Origin of the sequence: Sulfitobacter sp. 1A10359, from assembly GCF_043558145.1 — a bacterium.
Taxonomy (GTDB): Bacteria; Pseudomonadota; Alphaproteobacteria; order Rhodobacterales; family Rhodobacteraceae; genus Sulfitobacter; species Sulfitobacter faviae.
The window spans coordinates 159,512-176,036 of record NZ_JBIFGB010000007.1 but is presented as its reverse complement, the minus strand read 5'-3'; the positions used below and the strand labels follow the sequence as shown (position 1 = coordinate 176,036).

The 16,525-nt window shown below is 63.2% G+C and carries 15 protein-coding genes and 1 tRNA gene; 8 read left to right on the top strand and 8 right to left on the bottom strand.

Annotated features, from left to right (window positions below):
- Positions 1–318 precede the first annotated feature (318 nt).
- Together msrQ and msrP are read right to left on the bottom strand one after the other, a co-directional pair.
- Positions 319–966 (bottom strand): protein-methionine-sulfoxide reductase heme-binding subunit MsrQ, encoded by a 648-nt coding sequence (msrQ, locus tag ACGYK2_RS15080; protein WP_271688908.1) that lies wholly within the window; start codon positions 964–966, stop codon positions 319–321.
- A 64-nt stretch (positions 967–1,030) separates the two neighbouring features.
- On the bottom strand, positions 1,031–1,936 hold the full coding sequence (msrP, locus tag ACGYK2_RS15075) for a protein-methionine-sulfoxide reductase catalytic subunit MsrP (RefSeq protein ID WP_271688907.1): 906 nt from the start codon (positions 1,934–1,936) through the stop codon (positions 1,031–1,033).
- A 123-nt stretch (positions 1,937–2,059) separates the two neighbouring features.
- Between msrP and ACGYK2_RS15070 the strand changes: the two genes are divergently transcribed.
- Positions 2,060–2,494 (top strand): DUF302 domain-containing protein, encoded by a 435-nt coding sequence (locus ACGYK2_RS15070; protein WP_271688905.1) that lies wholly within the window; start codon positions 2,060–2,062, stop codon positions 2,492–2,494.
- A 74-nt stretch (positions 2,495–2,568) separates the two neighbouring features.
- On the opposite strand, the gene clpB is transcribed toward ACGYK2_RS15070, so the two are convergent.
- Positions 2,569–5,184 carry an ATP-dependent chaperone ClpB gene (clpB, locus tag ACGYK2_RS15065; protein WP_271688904.1) on the bottom strand — a complete coding sequence of 872 codons (2,616 nt, stop codon included), beginning with the start codon at positions 5,182–5,184 and terminating at the stop codon, positions 2,569–2,571.
- Positions 5,185–5,539: 355 nt separating this feature from the next.
- Here clpB and ACGYK2_RS15060 point away from each other — a divergent pair, with 355 nt between their 5' ends.
- The gene (locus ACGYK2_RS15060; protein WP_067265831.1) at positions 5,540–5,854 is read left to right on the top strand and encodes an orotidine 5-phosphate decarboxylase; all 315 of its coding nucleotides are present in this window, start codon (positions 5,540–5,542) and stop codon (positions 5,852–5,854) included.
- A 244-nt stretch (positions 5,855–6,098) separates the two neighbouring features.
- Entirely contained in the window at positions 6,099–6,794 is a 696-nt protein-coding gene (gene pyrF / locus ACGYK2_RS15055; protein WP_271688903.1) for an orotidine-5'-phosphate decarboxylase, read from the top strand.
- A 181-nt stretch (positions 6,795–6,975) separates the two neighbouring features.
- Here pyrF and ACGYK2_RS15050 read toward each other — a convergent pair whose 3' ends face one another.
- Positions 6,976–7,392, bottom strand: coding sequence for an NUDIX hydrolase (locus tag ACGYK2_RS15050; protein ID WP_271688902.1), 417 nt, complete (start codon positions 7,390–7,392; stop codon positions 6,976–6,978).
- A gap of 60 nt (positions 7,393–7,452) precedes the next feature.
- On the opposite strand from ACGYK2_RS15050, the gene ACGYK2_RS15045 reads away from it, so the two are divergent.
- Positions 7,453–8,706: a DNA polymerase IV gene (locus tag ACGYK2_RS15045; protein ID WP_271688901.1), complete on the top strand. Its 1,254-nt coding sequence runs from the start codon at positions 7,453–7,455 to the stop codon at positions 8,704–8,706.
- A 2-nt stretch (positions 8,707–8,708) separates the two neighbouring features.
- Here ACGYK2_RS15045 and ACGYK2_RS15040 read toward each other — a convergent pair whose 3' ends face one another.
- Entirely contained in the window at positions 8,709–9,569 is an 861-nt protein-coding gene (locus ACGYK2_RS15040; RefSeq protein ID WP_209218410.1) for an N-formylglutamate amidohydrolase, read from the bottom strand.
- A gap of 145 nt (positions 9,570–9,714) precedes the next feature.
- Between ACGYK2_RS15040 and ACGYK2_RS15035 the strand changes: the two genes are divergently transcribed.
- From ACGYK2_RS15035 to ACGYK2_RS15020, 4 genes are all read left to right on the top strand, one after another.
- Positions 9,715–9,789: transfer RNA gene (locus ACGYK2_RS15035), tRNA-Val, on the top strand.
- A 76-nt stretch (positions 9,790–9,865) separates the two neighbouring features.
- Positions 9,866–9,991, top strand: coding sequence for a type B 50S ribosomal protein L36 (ykgO, locus tag ACGYK2_RS15030; protein ID WP_005850168.1), 126 nt, complete (start codon positions 9,866–9,868; stop codon positions 9,989–9,991).
- A 126-nt stretch (positions 9,992–10,117) separates the two neighbouring features.
- On the top strand, positions 10,118–10,993 hold the full coding sequence (yghU, locus tag ACGYK2_RS15025) for a glutathione-dependent disulfide-bond oxidoreductase (RefSeq protein ID WP_271688899.1): 876 nt from the start codon (positions 10,118–10,120) through the stop codon (positions 10,991–10,993).
- Between the two features lie 129 nt (positions 10,994–11,122).
- A complete protein-coding gene (locus ACGYK2_RS15020; protein WP_271688898.1) occupies positions 11,123–12,139 on the top strand; it encodes a Fe(3+) ABC transporter substrate-binding protein in 1,017 nt (338 codons plus the stop codon).
- A gap of 447 nt (positions 12,140–12,586) precedes the next feature.
- On the opposite strand, the gene ACGYK2_RS15015 is transcribed toward ACGYK2_RS15020, so the two are convergent.
- The 3 genes from ACGYK2_RS15015 to ACGYK2_RS15005 form a co-directional block, all read right to left on the bottom strand.
- A complete protein-coding gene (locus ACGYK2_RS15015; RefSeq protein ID WP_394374328.1) occupies positions 12,587–14,146 on the bottom strand; it encodes an ABC transporter permease in 1,560 nt (519 codons plus the stop codon).
- Between the two features lie 165 nt (positions 14,147–14,311).
- Positions 14,312–15,538, bottom strand: coding sequence for a phenylacetate--CoA ligase family protein (locus ACGYK2_RS15010; protein WP_271688896.1), 1,227 nt, complete (start codon positions 15,536–15,538; stop codon positions 14,312–14,314).
- A gap of 94 nt (positions 15,539–15,632) precedes the next feature.
- Positions 15,633–16,469: an ABC transporter ATP-binding protein gene (locus ACGYK2_RS15005; protein WP_067267747.1), complete on the bottom strand. Its 837-nt coding sequence runs from the start codon at positions 16,467–16,469 to the stop codon at positions 15,633–15,635.
- Positions 16,470–16,525: the final 56 nt, after the last annotated feature.

Genomic DNA, 16,525 nt, shown 5'->3' with positions numbered 1-16,525 from the left:
TTACCTCGAATTCTTATCCGCCTCGTGATCCGAACCACCGCGTCTCCGCTGCCGTCCGCCCCGTCTGGCGCCCCAGCGGTGCGTCTCAGCGCCGCCGGTAGAGGGGGTTCTAAGGTTACTGGGGCAAAGCCGCAAGCCGTTTTTTGAAGTTTTGTGCAGTTTTTGTGAAAGCCTTATAAAAGCCCTTCAAAACAGTGATTTATGGCATGCGAGACACTGCAGAGGTTAACCTAAACCCCCGTGATCTGCCGCCGTTATGTTAACGCCATCAGTTATCCACATGCCACAGCCCGGAATCGCGCGTTTCAGACGCGTGAATCACGACCTCTGTTGCCCCTTCCGAGTCGCCCATCCCCGCGGGCCTTTCTGCCAAAGGCCACTTAACGGCAGCCGATAGATCAAAAGCCCCGCGACAAGGCCGGCATAGACCAGCGGCTCTAGCTGAAACCCTTTCGCCAGCCATAGGAAATGTAGGGCTGCCAAGAGCGCTGCCACATAGGTCAGCCGGTGGAGCTTGCGCCAACGCGCCCCCAGCTTCCGCAGCGACCAATTGTTGGATGTGGCCGCCAGCGGCACAAGGCAGAGGAACCCCGCCATGCCGATGGTGATATAGGGCCGTTTGAGAATATCCGCCCAGATGCGCGACAGCCCCTGCACGTCGAGCAGCGCCCAGACCGCCAGATGCGCGAGCGCATAGACGAAGGTCATGACACCGATCGCCCGGCGAAAGCGCAGCAGGTTCACCCCAAATACCCGGCGCAGCGGGCTGATCGCCAGACCGGCGATCAGCAGGCGCAGCGCCCAGAGACCATAGAGGTGTTCGAGCCCCTTTACCGGATCGCGCCCCAGCCCGCCGGTGAGTCCTTGGTAAAAGAACCACGGGATGGTCAGGGCCAGCAGGAGATAGACTGCCCAGACCGGGGTGCGGCGGGCGGCCCGGTTCAGGGCATCGGTCAGGCGCGTCATGTTGCGGCCACGCCAGACTGAGGCGCTTGGACGAAAGGACGGGGCATATATATCGCGGCAGGCATCAGAAGTTCGCCGTCAGGTCCATGCCCTCGTAAAGCGACGCCACCTCTTCTTCGTAGCCGTTGAACATCAGCGTCGGCTGGCGCCGTGCGAAGAGCCCGCCGCCGATGAGGCGCTCATCGGCCTGCGACCAACGCGGATGGCTGACCTTGGGGTTCACATTGCTGTAGAAACCATATTCTCGCGGCGCAGCCTTGTTCCAACTGGTGGGCGGCTGCGTGTCGGTGAGCGTGATGCGCACCACGGATTTGATGGATTTATACCCGTATTTCCACGGCACGACCAACCGCAGCGGTGCGCCGTTCTGGTTCGGGATGTCCTTGCCATAGATGCCGGTGGCCATGATCGTCAGCGGGTGCATCGCCTCATCCAGCCGCAGCCCTTCGACATAGGGCCAGTCGAGCACGGGGAAACGCAGGCCCGGCATCTCTTCGGGGCGGTAGGCGGTCTCGAAGGCCACGTATTTCGCGCCGGATTGCACCCCGGCCATATTGAGCAGATCGGCCAGTTCGAACCCATTCCACGGCACCACCATCGACCACGCCTCGACACAGCGCAACCGGTAGATGCGCTCTTCGATGGTCATCGCCTTCATGATATCCTCGAAAGCGTAATCGCCCGGCTTGTCGACCATGCCCGCGATGGTCACGGTCCAAGGGGCGGTCGTCAGCCCGCCTGCGTATTTCGCGGGATCGTCCTTGCCCGTGCCGAACTCGTAGTAATTGTTGTATTGGGTGATGTCTTCATAGTCATTCGGGGTCAGCCCCTCTTGGGCCGCGGCGCCCTGCCCCAGCCCGGCAAGACCCAGCCCCGCCATCGCGCCGCCCATGATCTGCCGCCGGTTGAGGTATTGCGCCTCGTCGGTCACGTCACGGTCCGTCAGTCGATTGATCCAGCGATTGGCCATTTCAGCGCTCCCTACTATACTCATGCAAAGTTAGCGCCCGCCGGAAGCCATACCAAATCCTTTCGCCCGGATTTCAGCCAGCACACCGGAATGTCAGGCGCCGTTATTCAAAGGAGTGCCGCCATGATCCGTTTTCTTTTCGCCGCCGGTCTGATTTGGGCCAGCGCCGCCCAAGCGGATGAGATGGTCACCTATACCACCGACCAGAGCTTTGGTGATGTGACCTTCGGGGTGGAGAACGCGATCCTGAACCAAGGGCTCATCCCCGAGAACGTCAGCCATGTCGGTGAGATGCTCGACCGCACCCGCGCCGATGTCGGGTCGGACGTGGTGCTGTTCGAGGCCGCGGAGGTGTTCAGCTTTTGCTCGGCCGCGCTGTCGCGCAAGGTAATGGAGGCGGATGTGATGAACATCGGCTTTTGCCCCTACGACATATTCGTCATGCAACTGCCCGAGAGTGAAGAGGTGACCATCGGCTACCGCGCCTTTCCCGATGGCGCGATGCAAGAGGTGCAGAGCCTGCTCGACCAGATCGTGAAAGAGGCGATCGGGGAATAATGGGCGCCTTTCGCGGGCTTTAGTCCAAGCAAAAAGGCCGGGAAAACCCCGGCCTTTCTCAATGTTTTGGGCGTTTAATGCACCGTAGCATCATCCGGCTTGGGCCGGTTCGACGCGGCCACCTGATCGCCGATGATCAAGCCATCGGCCCCGGCGCGGACGGTGACAGTATCCCCATCCTTCACATCCCCGGCCAAGAGCATCTCAGCTAGCGGGTCCTGCACAGTACGCTGGATCACCCGCTTCAAAGGACGCGCCCCGAAGACCGGGTCATACCCCTCATCCGCCAGCCATTTTCGCGCGGCGTCGTCGAGATCGAGTGTGATCTTCCGCCCGGCAAGCCGCTTGAGCAGCCGCGCCATCTGGATATCGACGATCCCGTCCATATCCGCACGGCCCAGACGGTCAAAGATGATCGTCTCGTCCAGACGGTTCAGGAATTCGGGCCGGAAGTGCGCCCGGACCGCATCCATCACGTCACGCTTGGCCGCCGCCATATCGCCGCCCTCGGGCAGTTGGCTCAGCGCCTGCGCCCCGAGGTTGGAAGTCAGCACGATCAGCGTCTGTTTAAAGTCTACCGTGCGGCCCTGACCATCGGTCAGCACACCATCGTCGAGCACCTGCAAGAGCACGTTGAAGACATCGGGATGCGCCTTTTCGACCTCATCGAAGAGCACGACCTGATAGGGCCGACGCCGCACCGCTTCGGTCAGAACACCACCTTCGTCATAACCGACGTAGCCCGGAGGCGCGCCGATCAGACGGGCCACGGCATGTTTCTCCATGAACTCCGACATGTCGATGCGCACCATCGCATTGTCGTCGTCAAAGAGGAACTCGGCCACGGCCTTGGTCAGTTCGGTCTTGCCCACACCGGTCGGCCCGAGGAAGAGGAAGGAGCCCAGAGGCCGGTTCTCGTCGTTGAGCCCCGCACGCGCGCGGCGCACGGCATTGGCCACGGCCTTCACGGCGGCGTTCTGCCCGATCACGCGGTCATGCAACTGCTCTTCCATCCGCAGCAGCTTGTCGCGCTCACCTTCGAGCATCTTGCCCGCCGGGATGCCTGTCCAACGCTCGACGACGGAGGCGATCTGGTCCGGGCGCACGGCCTCTTCGACCATCATGTCATCCTCACGGCCTTCGGCGGTTTCAAGGTCGCGTTCCAACTGCGGGATCACGCCATAAGATAGCTCGCCCGCACGCGCGAGGTTGCCTTCGCGTTTCGCGATGTCGAGTTCGGCCCGCGCCTGGTCGAGCTTCTCCTTGATGTCACGCGCCCCGGCGAGCTTGTCACGCTCGGCCTGCCACTGCGCCGTCATCTCGGCGCTGCGGTCTTGCAGATCGCTGAGGTCTTTTTGCAAAGCCTCCAGCCGATCCTTGGACGCGGCATCGTCTTCCTTCTTCAGCGCCTCCGCCTCGATCTGAAGCTGCAGGATCTGACGGTCCAGCGCATCCAGTTCTTCAGGCTTGCTGTCGACCTCCATCCGCAGGCGGCTTGCCGCCTCGTCCATCAGGTCAATCGCCTTGTCGGGCAGGAAACGGTCGGTGATATAGCGATGGCTCAGCGTCGCCGCCGCGACCAGCGCGGTGTCGCTGATGCGCACGCCGTGGTGCAGCTCATACTTCTCTTTAATGCCGCGCAGGATCGAGACGGTGTCTTCCACCGTCGGCTCCTGCACGATCACCGGCTGGAACCGCCGCGCAAGTGCTGCGTCCTTCTCAACATATTTGCGGTACTCTTCGAGGGTGGTGGCACCGACACAGTGCAATTCCCCCCGCGCCAGCGCAGGCTTCAGCAAGTTCGACGCATCCATCGCGCCATCGGCCTTACCGGCACCGACCAGCGTGTGCATCTCGTCGATGAAGAGGATCACCTCGCCCGCGGCTTCGGTCACCTCGGTCAGCACGGCTTTCAAACGCTCTTCGAACTCACCACGGTATTTCGCGCCGGCGATCAGCGCCCCCATGTCGAGCGCGAGCAGACGCTTGTTGCGCAGGGATTCAGGCACGTCACCATGCACGATGCGCAGCGCCAATCCTTCGGCGATAGCGGTCTTACCGACGCCGGGCTCGCCGATCAGCACTGGGTTGTTCTTGGTGCGGCGGCTCAGCACCTGCATGGCGCGGCGGATCTCTTCGTCCCGGCCAATGATCGGGTCGATCTTGCCCTCTTCGGCCCGCGCGGTCAGGTCGAGGCTGTACTTCTCCAGCGCCTCATAGTTGTCTTCGGCAGTGGCGCTGTCGGCCTTGCGGCCCTTGCGCACATCATTGATGGCGGCATTAAGCCCTTGGGCGGTCACCTGCCCCGCTTCCAGCGCCGTCTTTGCGCCGGATTTCACCATGCAAAGCGCGGTCAGAATGCGCTCGACAGTGACGAAACTATCGCCTGCTTTCTTGGCAATCGCTTCGGCCTCGGCCAGCACCTTGGCGGTGGTGCCGTCCAGATAGACCTGCCCTGCATCGCCGGTGACTTTAGGGATCTTGCCAAGCGCCAGGTCAAGCGCCTGCACCACGCGCGCACCGTCGCCGCCCGACGCGGCGATCAGATTCCGCGCAAGTCCTTGGTCGTCGTCCAACAGTGCCTTGAGGACATGTTCCGGGGCCAACCGTTGGTGGCTTTCCCGTGTTGCAATGGTTTGCGCCGCCTGAATGAAGCCGCGCGATCTTTCCGTGAACTTGCTCAAGTCCATGGGTATCTCCTTTTCTACAAGCGCTCCAAAATGCCGCGCCCGATATGTGGCACGCGGCGGTCTGAGCCTCGGTATCAATTTGGGAAGCGGTGTTGCCGGTTCAAGACCATCCAGATGCAAAATACCGCCGAGAGCGGCGCCGCCAATAGGAAAAAATCAGCCAATAAGGCAAAAATACGGCAACTTTGAGACATAAAATACATCCCTATGTTACTGATATAAATACATTGTTAACCTTTATCCACAGAAGCTGTAACCATAATGAAACCATTTTGCCACCTCTCGCGTTTACCCAGCAGAGGAGAGCAGGACAAAGCAGCCTGCCAAGGTTCAGAAGAACGCAAGAGGTGAAACGATGCAGACGCGCCCGATCCAGTTGACAGATGTCACCTATAATGCGGCCACTCAGTGTTTCGAAGCGCTGGTGACCGTCCAAGACGGGGAGCAGCTGCGCCGTTACGCCTGCGCCATTGATGCCCCGATCACCATGTCATACCACGATGCCGCCGACGGGCTGTCCCGTCAGGCGCTTCGTCGCCACGCACAAAAGCGTGGCCTGAGTTCCGAAGTTCTGCGCCACGTCCCCGCACAGCGGGCCGGACGCCGCAGCTTCGACCCACTGCGTTGGCTGGAAGAGGTCATGCACCTCCCCGGTCGCGACGCGGCTTGACCCCCTTCCGCGCGGCGCCTGCCTGCCGCGCGGCTGCCCGCGGACCTGCCGCCACCTCATCTGTCCCGATGTGGCGTTCCGCAAACCAGAGACCAGTGCCTGCCTGCTAAGTCTCTGATCACTTGGCCCGGACCCGCTCAGCGGCGTTCGGGCCTCTTTTTTGCGCCCTCCCCGCATGAATGATGGACTTGCCCCGCGCCGCGGCGTAGGTCAAAGCGGTTTGAAATTTGGCAGGAGCCCTCGCATGTCTGATGACCGTCTGATTGTCGCCCTTGATGTTCCCCATGCGGTCGCGGGGCTGGAACTGGCCGAAAAGCTCGGTGATGCCGTGGGCTTTTACAAAATCGGTCTGGGGATGCTGACCGGCGGCGGCTTGGCCTTGGCCAATGAGCTGAAGCAAGAGCATGGCAAGCGCATCTTCCTTGATATGAAACTTTTCGACATCGGCGCCACCGTCGAGGCGGCGGTGCGGGGCCTTGCGCAGTTCGATCTGGATTTCCTGACCGTCCACGGCGACCCGCATGTGGTGGCCGCGGCCAAACAGGGGGCCGCGGGCACCGATATGAAAATCCTCGCCGTCACCATCCTCACCTCACTGGACCGTGCCGATCTTGACGCCGCGCTCATCCAGCCGGGCGATCTGGGTGATCTGGTGCTGACCCGGGCGGGCCGGGCGCTGGACGCGGGCGCGGATGGGGTCATCGCCTCCCCCCAAGAAGCCGCCGCGATCCGCGCCCTGCCCGAAGCGGGCGGCAAACTGATCGTCACCCCCGGCGTGCGCCCCCAAGGGGCCGCATTGGGCGACCAGAAACGCGTCGCCACTCCGTGGCAGGCCATCACGGACGGGGCCGATCACATCGTGGTAGGCCGCCCGATCTGGCAGGCTGAAGACCCCGCCGCCGCCGCCCGCGCCGTGCTCCAAGAAATTTCCGAAGGTTAACAACGGGCTCGCCCCCGCCTGTAGCAAATCGACCACAGCGCGCTAACATGCGCGCGAGCGCTTTCATCAACGTTAGGCGAAAACGGCCCCATATGTTATGTTGAACCCAGGTGATACTCCCCGACGAACTGGTTCTTCCTGATGTTCGTCACCTCCCCCCGCTCACGCAGGCGGGGGGCCTTTATTTGCCCGAAACCTTCGTGTCCGCAAGATAGACCCGCAAGCGGTCCTGAAAGGCGGGCACCGCGCGGGGATGGTTGAGAAACTCCGCCACGGTCATCAAGCGCCAGCGCTGCCCCTCGTCGCCAAAAACGATCTGGGCCTCTGCCTCGGCAGGCAAGCGCGCGACGAAGAACCATTTGATCCGCCCGCCCTCGTCAAAGCTGCCTTCCCAGATCACGGCACCTTCAGGCACCACGATCCCCAATTCTTCGCGGCATTCACGCAACGCGCAGGCCAACGGGGTCTCATCCCCCTCGCGGCCCCCGCCGGGCAAATCCCAGTGATCGGCAAAGAGCAGCCCCGGCGTGTCATCGCGCAGGATCACGGCCAGCTTGTCCCCAAGGTAGAGCGCGAGCTTGGCGCCATCAAAGACCATGTTCAATCCCTCGCGATCTGGTTAGAATCGTCGCCCGAACCCTGCCCTCCCGGTGTACCCATGGCTACCCTCTGTCGCGATTGTCTGTCTGAAATCCCGCCGTCGCGGCGCTGTCCGCGCTGCGGCAGCCCGCGCGTGCTGTCCCACCCGGAACTCTTTGACCTCTCCATCGCCCATATGGATTGCGACGCCTTCTATGCTTCGGTCGAAAAACGCGACAATCCCGAACTCGCGGGCAAACCCGTCATCATCGGCGGGGGACGGCGCGGGGTCGTGTCGACCGCTTGCTATGTCGCGCGCATTCGCGGCGTGCGCTCGGCCATGCCGATGTTTCAGGCGCTCAAGCTCTGCCCCGAAGCGGTGATCATCAAGCCGCGGATGGAGGTCTATGTCGAAGCCTCCCGTGCGATCCGCGCCATGATGGAAGAGATGACCCCGGCCATCGAGCCGCTGTCGCTGGACGAAGCCTTTCTCGACATGACCGGCACCGCGCGGCTGCACGGCCAGCCCCCGGCGATGATGCTGGCGCGGCTGGTGCGGCGGATGAAAACCGAACTGGGGCTGACCGGCTCCATCGGGCTGAGCCACAACAAGTTTCTGGCCAAGGTCGCCTCGGACCTCGACAAGCCGCATGGGTTCTCTGTCATCGGCGCGGGGGAAACGGCGGACTTTCTGCGCGACAAACCCGTGGGCATGATCTGGGGCGTCGGTGCCGCCACCCAGACTGCACTGGAGAAGGCCGGCATCCGCAGCTTTTCCGATCTCCTGCGGTGGGAACAGACCGATCTCATCGCGCGCTTTGGCAGCATGGGGGACCGGCTGTGGCATCTGGCACGGGGCCAAGACACCCGCCGCGTCTCGCGCCACCGCCCGGTGAAGTCGATCAGTAATGAAACGACATTCTCCGACGATACGGGCGACGCGGAGATTCTGGACGGCCATATCTGGCGTTTGGCGGAAAAGGTGGCGGACCGCGCCAAGGCGAAAGAGATGGCGGGCCGGGTGGTGACGCTCAAGCTCAAACGCGCCGATCATACCGTGCTGTCGCGCCGCCTCTCGCTGCATGATCCGACCCAATTGGCCGACCGGATTTACCGCACCGCCCGCGCGCTTTTTGATCAGGTCGACCACCAAAGCGCGTACCGGCTCATCGGCGTGGGCCTATCCGATCTTTCGGGTGCGGAAGGGGCGGATATGGCGGGCGATCTGCTCGACCCCGGTGCAGCACAACGCAGCCGCGCGGAACGCGCCGCCGATAGCATCCGTAGCCGTTTTGGTGAAAAAGCCATCGTCAAAGGCCGCGCGCTGCGCTGAGCCTACTCCGCGGCAAGCGGAAGCCGCTCCTGCCCGATCTGCGCCACCTCGGCCACGACGCGTTGCAACGCCGCCTGTACCGCCTCGAAAGCGCCATTGGGGCGAATCAACCGCTCGTTCATGTAAAGCGCGCGGTCGATTTCCACCTGCACCGCATGCTGCCCCCGGGACGGGCGGCCATAGGCTTGGGTGATATAGGCCCCCGCGAAGGGCGAATTGCGCGTCACCACGAACCCCGCGTCGACGAAGGCCGCTTCGATCCGGTCGACCACCTCGCCCCCCGCTGCCGCGCCAAAACGATCCCCCAGCACGACATCGGGCCGCCGCATCCCACCGCGCGCCACGCCGTCCATCGCCTCATGCGGCATGGAATGGCAATCGACCAGCACCGCTTGGCCATGGCGGCGATGCGCCCCGCTCAGCAACTCCTGCAATTTCGCGTGATAGGGCCGCCAGTAGCTGTCGATTCGCAACTGCGCCTCTTCTTGGGTCAGTTTGCCGCGATAAATCGCCCGGCCATTGGCCACCACGCGGGGAATCACCCCCAGCCCCGAGGCCACGCGCGGGTTATGCCCCTGCCGCGGAATGCCTTCGATGACCGACGGATCCAACTCCTCCGGCGCGCGATTGAGGTCGATATAGGCCCGCGGGGCCCCGGCTTTGATAAAAGAAGCGCCATGCAGCGGTGCGCAGTCGAACAAGAGATCAACAAAGGCATCTTCGGACGAACGGATCGCATGTTCGTCCAAAACCGACCGCCGCAGGAAAGACGCCGCATAATCCCGCCCCGAATGGGGCGATGCAAAAACCACGCAAGAGCGGTTTCGGTCCGGATGCAGTACTTCGTAAGCGGTCATCGGCATAATAAATTCCTCTAAGTCGAACATAGCGTGTTTATTCCGCGCCAAAAGCCCTTGATCCCGCCGCCGACTCCTTTTATAGGACCCCAACGGCGCGAAATTTCGCGCCCCATTTAGTTTTGGGGCCGATACGGAAACGCTGAAAAGTGGGTGATTAGCTCAGCGGTAGAGCACTTCGTTGACATCGAAGGGGTCACTGGTTCGATCCCAGTATCGCCCACCATTTATTCATCGACCCGCCCTTGGCGGGTTGCCCGCAACCCAGGCGCTGGCCCGCGCCACGACATGAGGAGACGACCATGAAGGTTCGCAATTCGCTCCGCTCGCTCAAGAATCGGCATCGCGATTGCCGTGTTGTGCGTCGCAAAGGCCGCGTTTACGTCATCAACAAGACGCAGCGCCGGTTCAAAGCCCGTCAGGGCTGAGCTTCGCAGCTATTCGATTTAAAGGCCGCTCCTTCGGGGGCGGCTTTTTTCGTTGCGCCTATCTGCTTGCAACCCCGGCGCAAAACCCCACCTTCAAGGCAGGCTTGAATAACAAGGAAGACCATCATGTCGGACACCCCCGAATATACGCCCCCCAAGGTTTGGAAATGGGAATCAGAGAGCGGCGGCAAATTCGCCAGCACCAACCGGCCCATCGCTGGTGCGACCCATGACAAGGAACTGCCCGTTGGAGAGCATCCCTTTCAGCTTTACTCCCTCGCCACGCCCAACGGGGTCAAAGTCACGGTGATGTTCGAAGAGCTGCTGGCGGCGGGCCACAAAGCGGCGGAATATGACGCGTGGTTGATCGATATTTCCGAGGGCGATCAGTTCGGCTCCGGCTTTGTCGAGGTGAACCCTAATTCGAAAATCCCCGCGCTGCTGGACCGTTCCGGCGACACGCCGCAGCGGGTCTTCGAATCGGGGGCGATCCTGCTCTATCTCGCCGAGAAGTTCGGCGCCTTCCTGCCCCAAGACCCCGCCCGCCGGACCGAAGCGCTCTCGTGGCTCTTCTGGCAGATGGGCAGCGCGCCCTACCTCGGCGGTGGTTTTGGCCATTTCTATGCCTATGCGCCCGAGAAGTTCGAATACCCCATCAACCGTTTCGCGATGGAGACCAAGCGCCAGCTTGACGTGATGGACAAACATCTGGCCGAGCACGAATATTTCGCCGATGAATACTCCATCGCCGATATGGCGATCTGGAGCTGGTATGGGCAGTTGGTTCTCGGCAGGCTCTACTCCGCGGCGGAATTCCTCGATGTGACCTCTTACAAGAACGTGATGCGTTGGGCCGAGGCGATTGACGCGCGCCCTGCCGTGACGCGGGGCCGGATGGTCAACCGCGCCTTCGGCGATGACCTGTCGATGCAATTGCACGAGCGTCACGACGCCAGCGATTTCGACACCAAGACCCAAGACAAGATCGGCAGCAAAGACTGACCACGCAGCCCCCCGGCCCGGCTTGGCCGGGGGCTTTCCGACCAAATCTCTCGGAATTGGTTGCAGGAAGGGGTGAAATCTGTTTCTTACTGTTTCAGTCAAGTTATCCCAATGGAACAGGACCCTGATATGACCTTCTGCAAAACATCGACTGCCGCCGCCGCGCTGATGGCGCTGGCCCTTCCTGCGCTGGCCGATGGCGAGTTGAACCTCTACTCTTCGCGTCACTACGACACCGATGAGCGGCTCTACTCCGACTTTACCGAAGCGACCGGCATCACCATCAACCGCATCGAAGGCAAGGCCGACGAACTGCTGGCCCGTATGGAAGCCGAAGGCGCGAACTCCCCCGCCGACGTCCTGCTGACCGTGGACACAAGCCGCCTGAAGCGCGCCAAGGACTTGGGCCTGCTGCAAGCTGTTGAGAGCGAGACGCTGGAAGAGCGCATCCCCTCGAACCTGCAAGACGACGACAACCAGTGGTTCGGCCTGTCGCAGCGTGCGCGGATCATCTTCTTCAACAAAGAGACGATGGACAACCCGCCCGAGACCTACATGGACCTCGCCGATCCGGCGTACAAAGGTCAGGTCTGCATCCGGTCCTCGACCAACACCTACAACCAGACCCTGCTGGCCTCCATCGTGACCCATGAGGGCGAAGAAGCCGCGACCGAATGGGCGCAGGGCGTGGTCGACAACATGGCGCGCGCCCCGCAGGGCGGTGACACCGACCAGCTGCGCGGCATCGTTTCCGGTGAGTGCGACATCGCGGTCTCCAACAGCTACTATTTCGCCCGTGCGATCCGCACCGATGTCGATGGCGTGAGCGCCGATATCGGCAAGATCGGCGTGATCTGGCCGGATCAGGAAGGCAACGGCGCGCATATGAACCTCTCGGGCGGCGGTGTGGCCAAGAACGCGCCGAACCGTGAGAACGCGGTGAAATTCCTTGAGTATCTCGCCTCGGATCAGGCGCAGGTCTACTTCTCGGCGGGCAACGACGAATTCCCCACCGTGGAAGGCGTGGAACTGGCCGACAGCGTGAAACAGCTGGGTGAGTTCAAGGCCGACGACGTGAACCTGTCGGACGTGGCCGAGAACATCGGCACCGCGCAGAAGATCTTCAACACGGTCGGCTGGGAATAATCAGCACGGCAATCGCGCAGGAGGCGGGCTTTCGGGCCCGCCTTTTTTTGTTGCGCTGCGCTGCCCGCATCTAGCGCCCCGCCCGTGGGAACCACGGGCATCGCCCTCCCTCCCCCCGGAGGGCGATTTTGCAACGCTGGCCCATGACGCAGCGCCTGCGCCCTTGGCAATGACAATGCAGAAAGCAGGCCGATCATCGCCCCCCAGGGAGGGCGCTGCCCTCATCGCCAGACGGCCCGGAATCAAGCCGCAGGCGCCGGGCCATCGCCTGCCCGTCCCGTCACGCCAAAGGCGTGCCGATCAATAACGGCGCACCTCTGGTGCGACGGGGGGGCGATTTGGTGAGGCTGGGTGGAAGTCATCTAAGTCACACCAAGGCGGCACCATAAATTGGCACGAAGGCACGTTAGGATCGCCACCCCACGGGCAGGCGCTGGCCCTCGAAATCTACCGCTGACGCCCCACCTGTCGGCAGATCAGGATCACCGGCAACAGCCCCATTGCCACGATCACCAAGCTCGGCACCGCCGCCCCATTGAGCCGCTCGTCGCTCGCCAACCGATACGCCTGCACGGCCAAAGTGTCATAGTTGAACGGCCGCATGATCAGCGTCGCGGGCAATTCCTTCATCACGTCGACGAAGACGATCAGCAGCGCGGTCAGCAGGCTCGGCGCGAGGATCGGCAGATGCACCCGGCGCAAAGTACCCAGGGGCGTCTGCCCCAGCGAGCGCGCAGCGGCGTCCATATTAGCATGCACCATGGACTGCCCGCCCTCGTAGGCGCCAAGCGCCGCGGCCAGAAAACGCACCAGATAGGCCAGCACCAACAACCAGATCGACCCGGTGATCAGAAGCCCGGTGGAAATGTCGAAGGTCTCGCGCATCCAAGCGTCAAGCGCGTTGTCGAAGGCCGCGAAAGGCACCAGCAGCCCCACCGCGATCACCCCGCCCGGCACCGCGTAGCCAAGCCGCGCCACATAGGCCGCACCCTGCGAGACCCGTCCCGGGCGCAGCCGCCGGTAGAACCCCACGCTGATCGCCGCCAGCACCGTCAGCACCGCCGCGACCCCCGCAAGCGTCACCGAATTGCGCATGAAACCGAGGTAGCGCGGGCTGAACAGGCTCTGCTCACTGTCGAGCCCCATGGTCACGAGGATCACCACCGGCAACACCGCCCCGAAGAGCACCGGCACCCCGCAAAGCACGATCGCCGCCGCGGCCTGCCAGCCCTTCAACTCGGCCGGCGGCGCGGACTGGGTCCGGCGCGCGGGGTCGTGATACTTGGCCTTGCCACGCTGTGCGCGCTCCAGCATCGCCAGCAGCAGGGCGAAACTCAGCAGGCAGAGCGCCAGTTGCGCCGCCGCGGCGCGGTCGAACATCGAAAACCAGCTGGTGTAGATGCCGGTGGCGAAGGTCTGCACGCCGAAATAGGCCACGGTGCCGAAATCGGCGATGGTCTCCATCACCGCCAGCAGCACGCCGCCCGCAATCGCGGGTCGGGCCAGCGGCAGGCTGACCTTGAAAAACGCGGCCCATGCGCTGGAGCCGAGCGCGCGGGCGGCCAGAAAGGTCGTCCCGCTCTGCTGCAGAAAGGCGGCGCGCGCCAGCAGATAAACATAGGGATAGAGCACCAGCACCAGCATCGCCGCCGCCCCGCCGAGCGAGCGGATCTCGGGGAACCAGTAGTCGCGCGGCCCCCAGCCGGTGACGTCGCGCAGCACGGTCTGCACGATGCCGGGATGGTCCAGCACATGGGTATAGGCATAGGCCAGCACATAGGCCGGGAAGGCCAGCGGCAGCACCAGCGCGATTTCGAGAAGTTTCGCCCCCGGAAAACGCGTCATCGTGACCAGCCACGCGGCCCCCACACCGATGGCGAAGGTGCCCAGAGAGACCAGCAGCACCAAGAGCAATGTCGTGACCGTGTAGCGCCCCAGCACCGTGTCGATCAGGTGCTGCACCGTCTCCGTCCCGCCGCTGAGGGCGGCGATCAGCACCGCCAGCATCGGCAGCGCACAGAAGACGGCCACGGTCAGGGCGACGGCCGACAGGGCGCGCAGCCCGTCGCGGGCGCGGCGCAGATGGGGCGTCTCGGTGGAGGCGGCGTTCAGCGTCATGCGCCCTATTTCGACGATTTCACTCGGAAATGCCAGAGGGCGCGACGCCGCGCCTCAATCGTAGCTGCGGGTATCCTCGATCACCAGCCCGTCGCGCGGCAGGCTGCCGGGGGCAACCAGTTCGACACGCCCCTTGAGCTTGAGCAGATCGGCCACGGATTGGGCATAGGCGTCCTTGTCCTCTCCGGCGGTCTCGATCTGCACCGTCATGACATCGGCCTCGCCTTCCCGGCTGGCGATGACGCGGGCCTTCTCGATCTCGTCGTGCTGGGCGACCAATGCGGCGACCTGCTCGGGCCGGACGAACATGCCCTTGATCTTGGTGGTCTGGTCGGCGCGGCCCATCCAGCCCTTGATGCGCATATTCGTGCGTCCACAGGGGCTTTCACCCTCCAGCACGGCGCTGAGATCGCCAGTGGCGAAGCGGATGAGCGGGTAGTCGGGGTTGAGCGTGGTGACCACGACCTCGCCGACCTCGCCCGGGGCCACCGGGATTCCGGTGCCGGGGGTGACGATCTCGACGATGACCTGCTCGTCGACGATAAGCCCCTCCATCGCGGGGCTTTCATAGGCGATATTGCCCAGATCCGCCGTGGCATAGGATTGCAGGCAGGTGATGCCGCGCTCCTGATAAAAGGCGCGCAGGCTCGGGAACAGCGCCCCGCCGCCGACCGCCGCCTTGGTGATGTTCAGCTTCACCCCCATGGCATCGGCCTTCTCAAGAATCACCTTCAGGTAATCCGGCGTGCCGGCATAGGCGGTGGAGCCCACGTCGCGCGCCGCGGTGACCTGAAGCTCGGTCTGGCCGGTCCCGGCAGGCAGCACGGTGGCCCCCACGGCGCGCGCGCCGCTTTCGAAGATCATGCCCGCGGGAGTCAGGTGGTAGCCAAAGCAATTGTGCACCACGTCGCCCGCGCCGATCCCGGCAGCATGCAGGAACCGCCCCATTCGCCACCAGTCGGGATCGTTGCTCGACGGCTCATAAATCGGGCCGGGGGATTGGAAGACATGGGAGAAGTCATGCACCGGCTTGGTGGTGAAGCCACCGAAGGGCGGCTGGCCGGCCTGCGCCTTGCCGAGCTCAGACTTTCGCAGCACCGGCAGGTCGGCGAGCGCCTCGGCCGAGGTGATCTGCGTGGCATCCACATCCTTCAGCGTGTCGCCATAGCCCGGCAAACCCTGCGCGCGGGCGATCTGCTGCGGCAAGGCCTGCGCCAGATCGGCCGCCCGTTGGTCGGCACTGCGGGTTTCCAGATCGTCGAAATGGGGCTTGGTCAGCATCCCTGTCACTTTCCTGCTATAGCATCACTGGAGAGGGCATAGGCCCGCTCTGGTCTTCTCTTGGGTCTTTCCTTCGGGGCCGGGCGAAGCCGGCTTAGCTGAGCCAGCGCTTGCGGCGGCGGTAGCTGCGCACGTCGCGGAAGCTCTTGCGGCCTTCGTCGGACATGCCGAGGTAGAATTCCTTCACGTCCTGGTTCTCGCGCAGGTCCTTGGCGGGACCGTCCATCACCACGCGCCCCGATTCGAGGATGTAGCCGTAATGCGCGAAACGCAGGGCCACGTTGGTGTTCTGCTCGGCCAGAAGGAAGGTCACCCCCTCCTGTTCGTTCACCGATTTCACGATCTCGAAGATCTGCTCCACCAGCTGCGGGGCCAGACCCATCGACGGCTCGTCCAGAAGGATCGTCTCGGGGCGGGACATGAGCGCGCGGCCGATGGCGCACATCTGCTGCTCGCCGCCCGAGGTATAGCCCGCCTGAGATCGGCGGCGCTCCTTCAGACGGGGGAAATAATTATAGACCATCTCAAGGTCCTGCTGGATCGCGGCATTGCCGTCGCTGCGCGTGTAGGCGCCAGTGAGCAGGTTTTCCTCGATGGTGAGGTGTTCAAAACAGTGCCGGCCTTCCATGACCTGCACGACCCCCTGTTTCACGATCTCGGCGGGGTCTTGATGCTGGATCGCGCCGCCGCGGTACTTGATCGAGCCCTTGGTGACCTCGCCACGTTCCGAGGCCAGCAGACCCGAGATCGCCTTGAGCGTCGTCGTCTTGCCCGCGCCATTGCCGCCCAGAAGCGCGGTGATGCCGCCCTTGGGCACGTTCAGGCTGACGCCCTTCAGCACGAGGATGACGTGGTTGTAGATCACCTCGATATTGTTGACCTCGAGCAGGTTGTCGACTGCGACGTCATTGGTGTTGGCGGCATCCAGCATGGGCATGACCTTTCTTGGGGTTCGAAGGTGTCCCCGGCCACCCGCAAGGTGGCCGG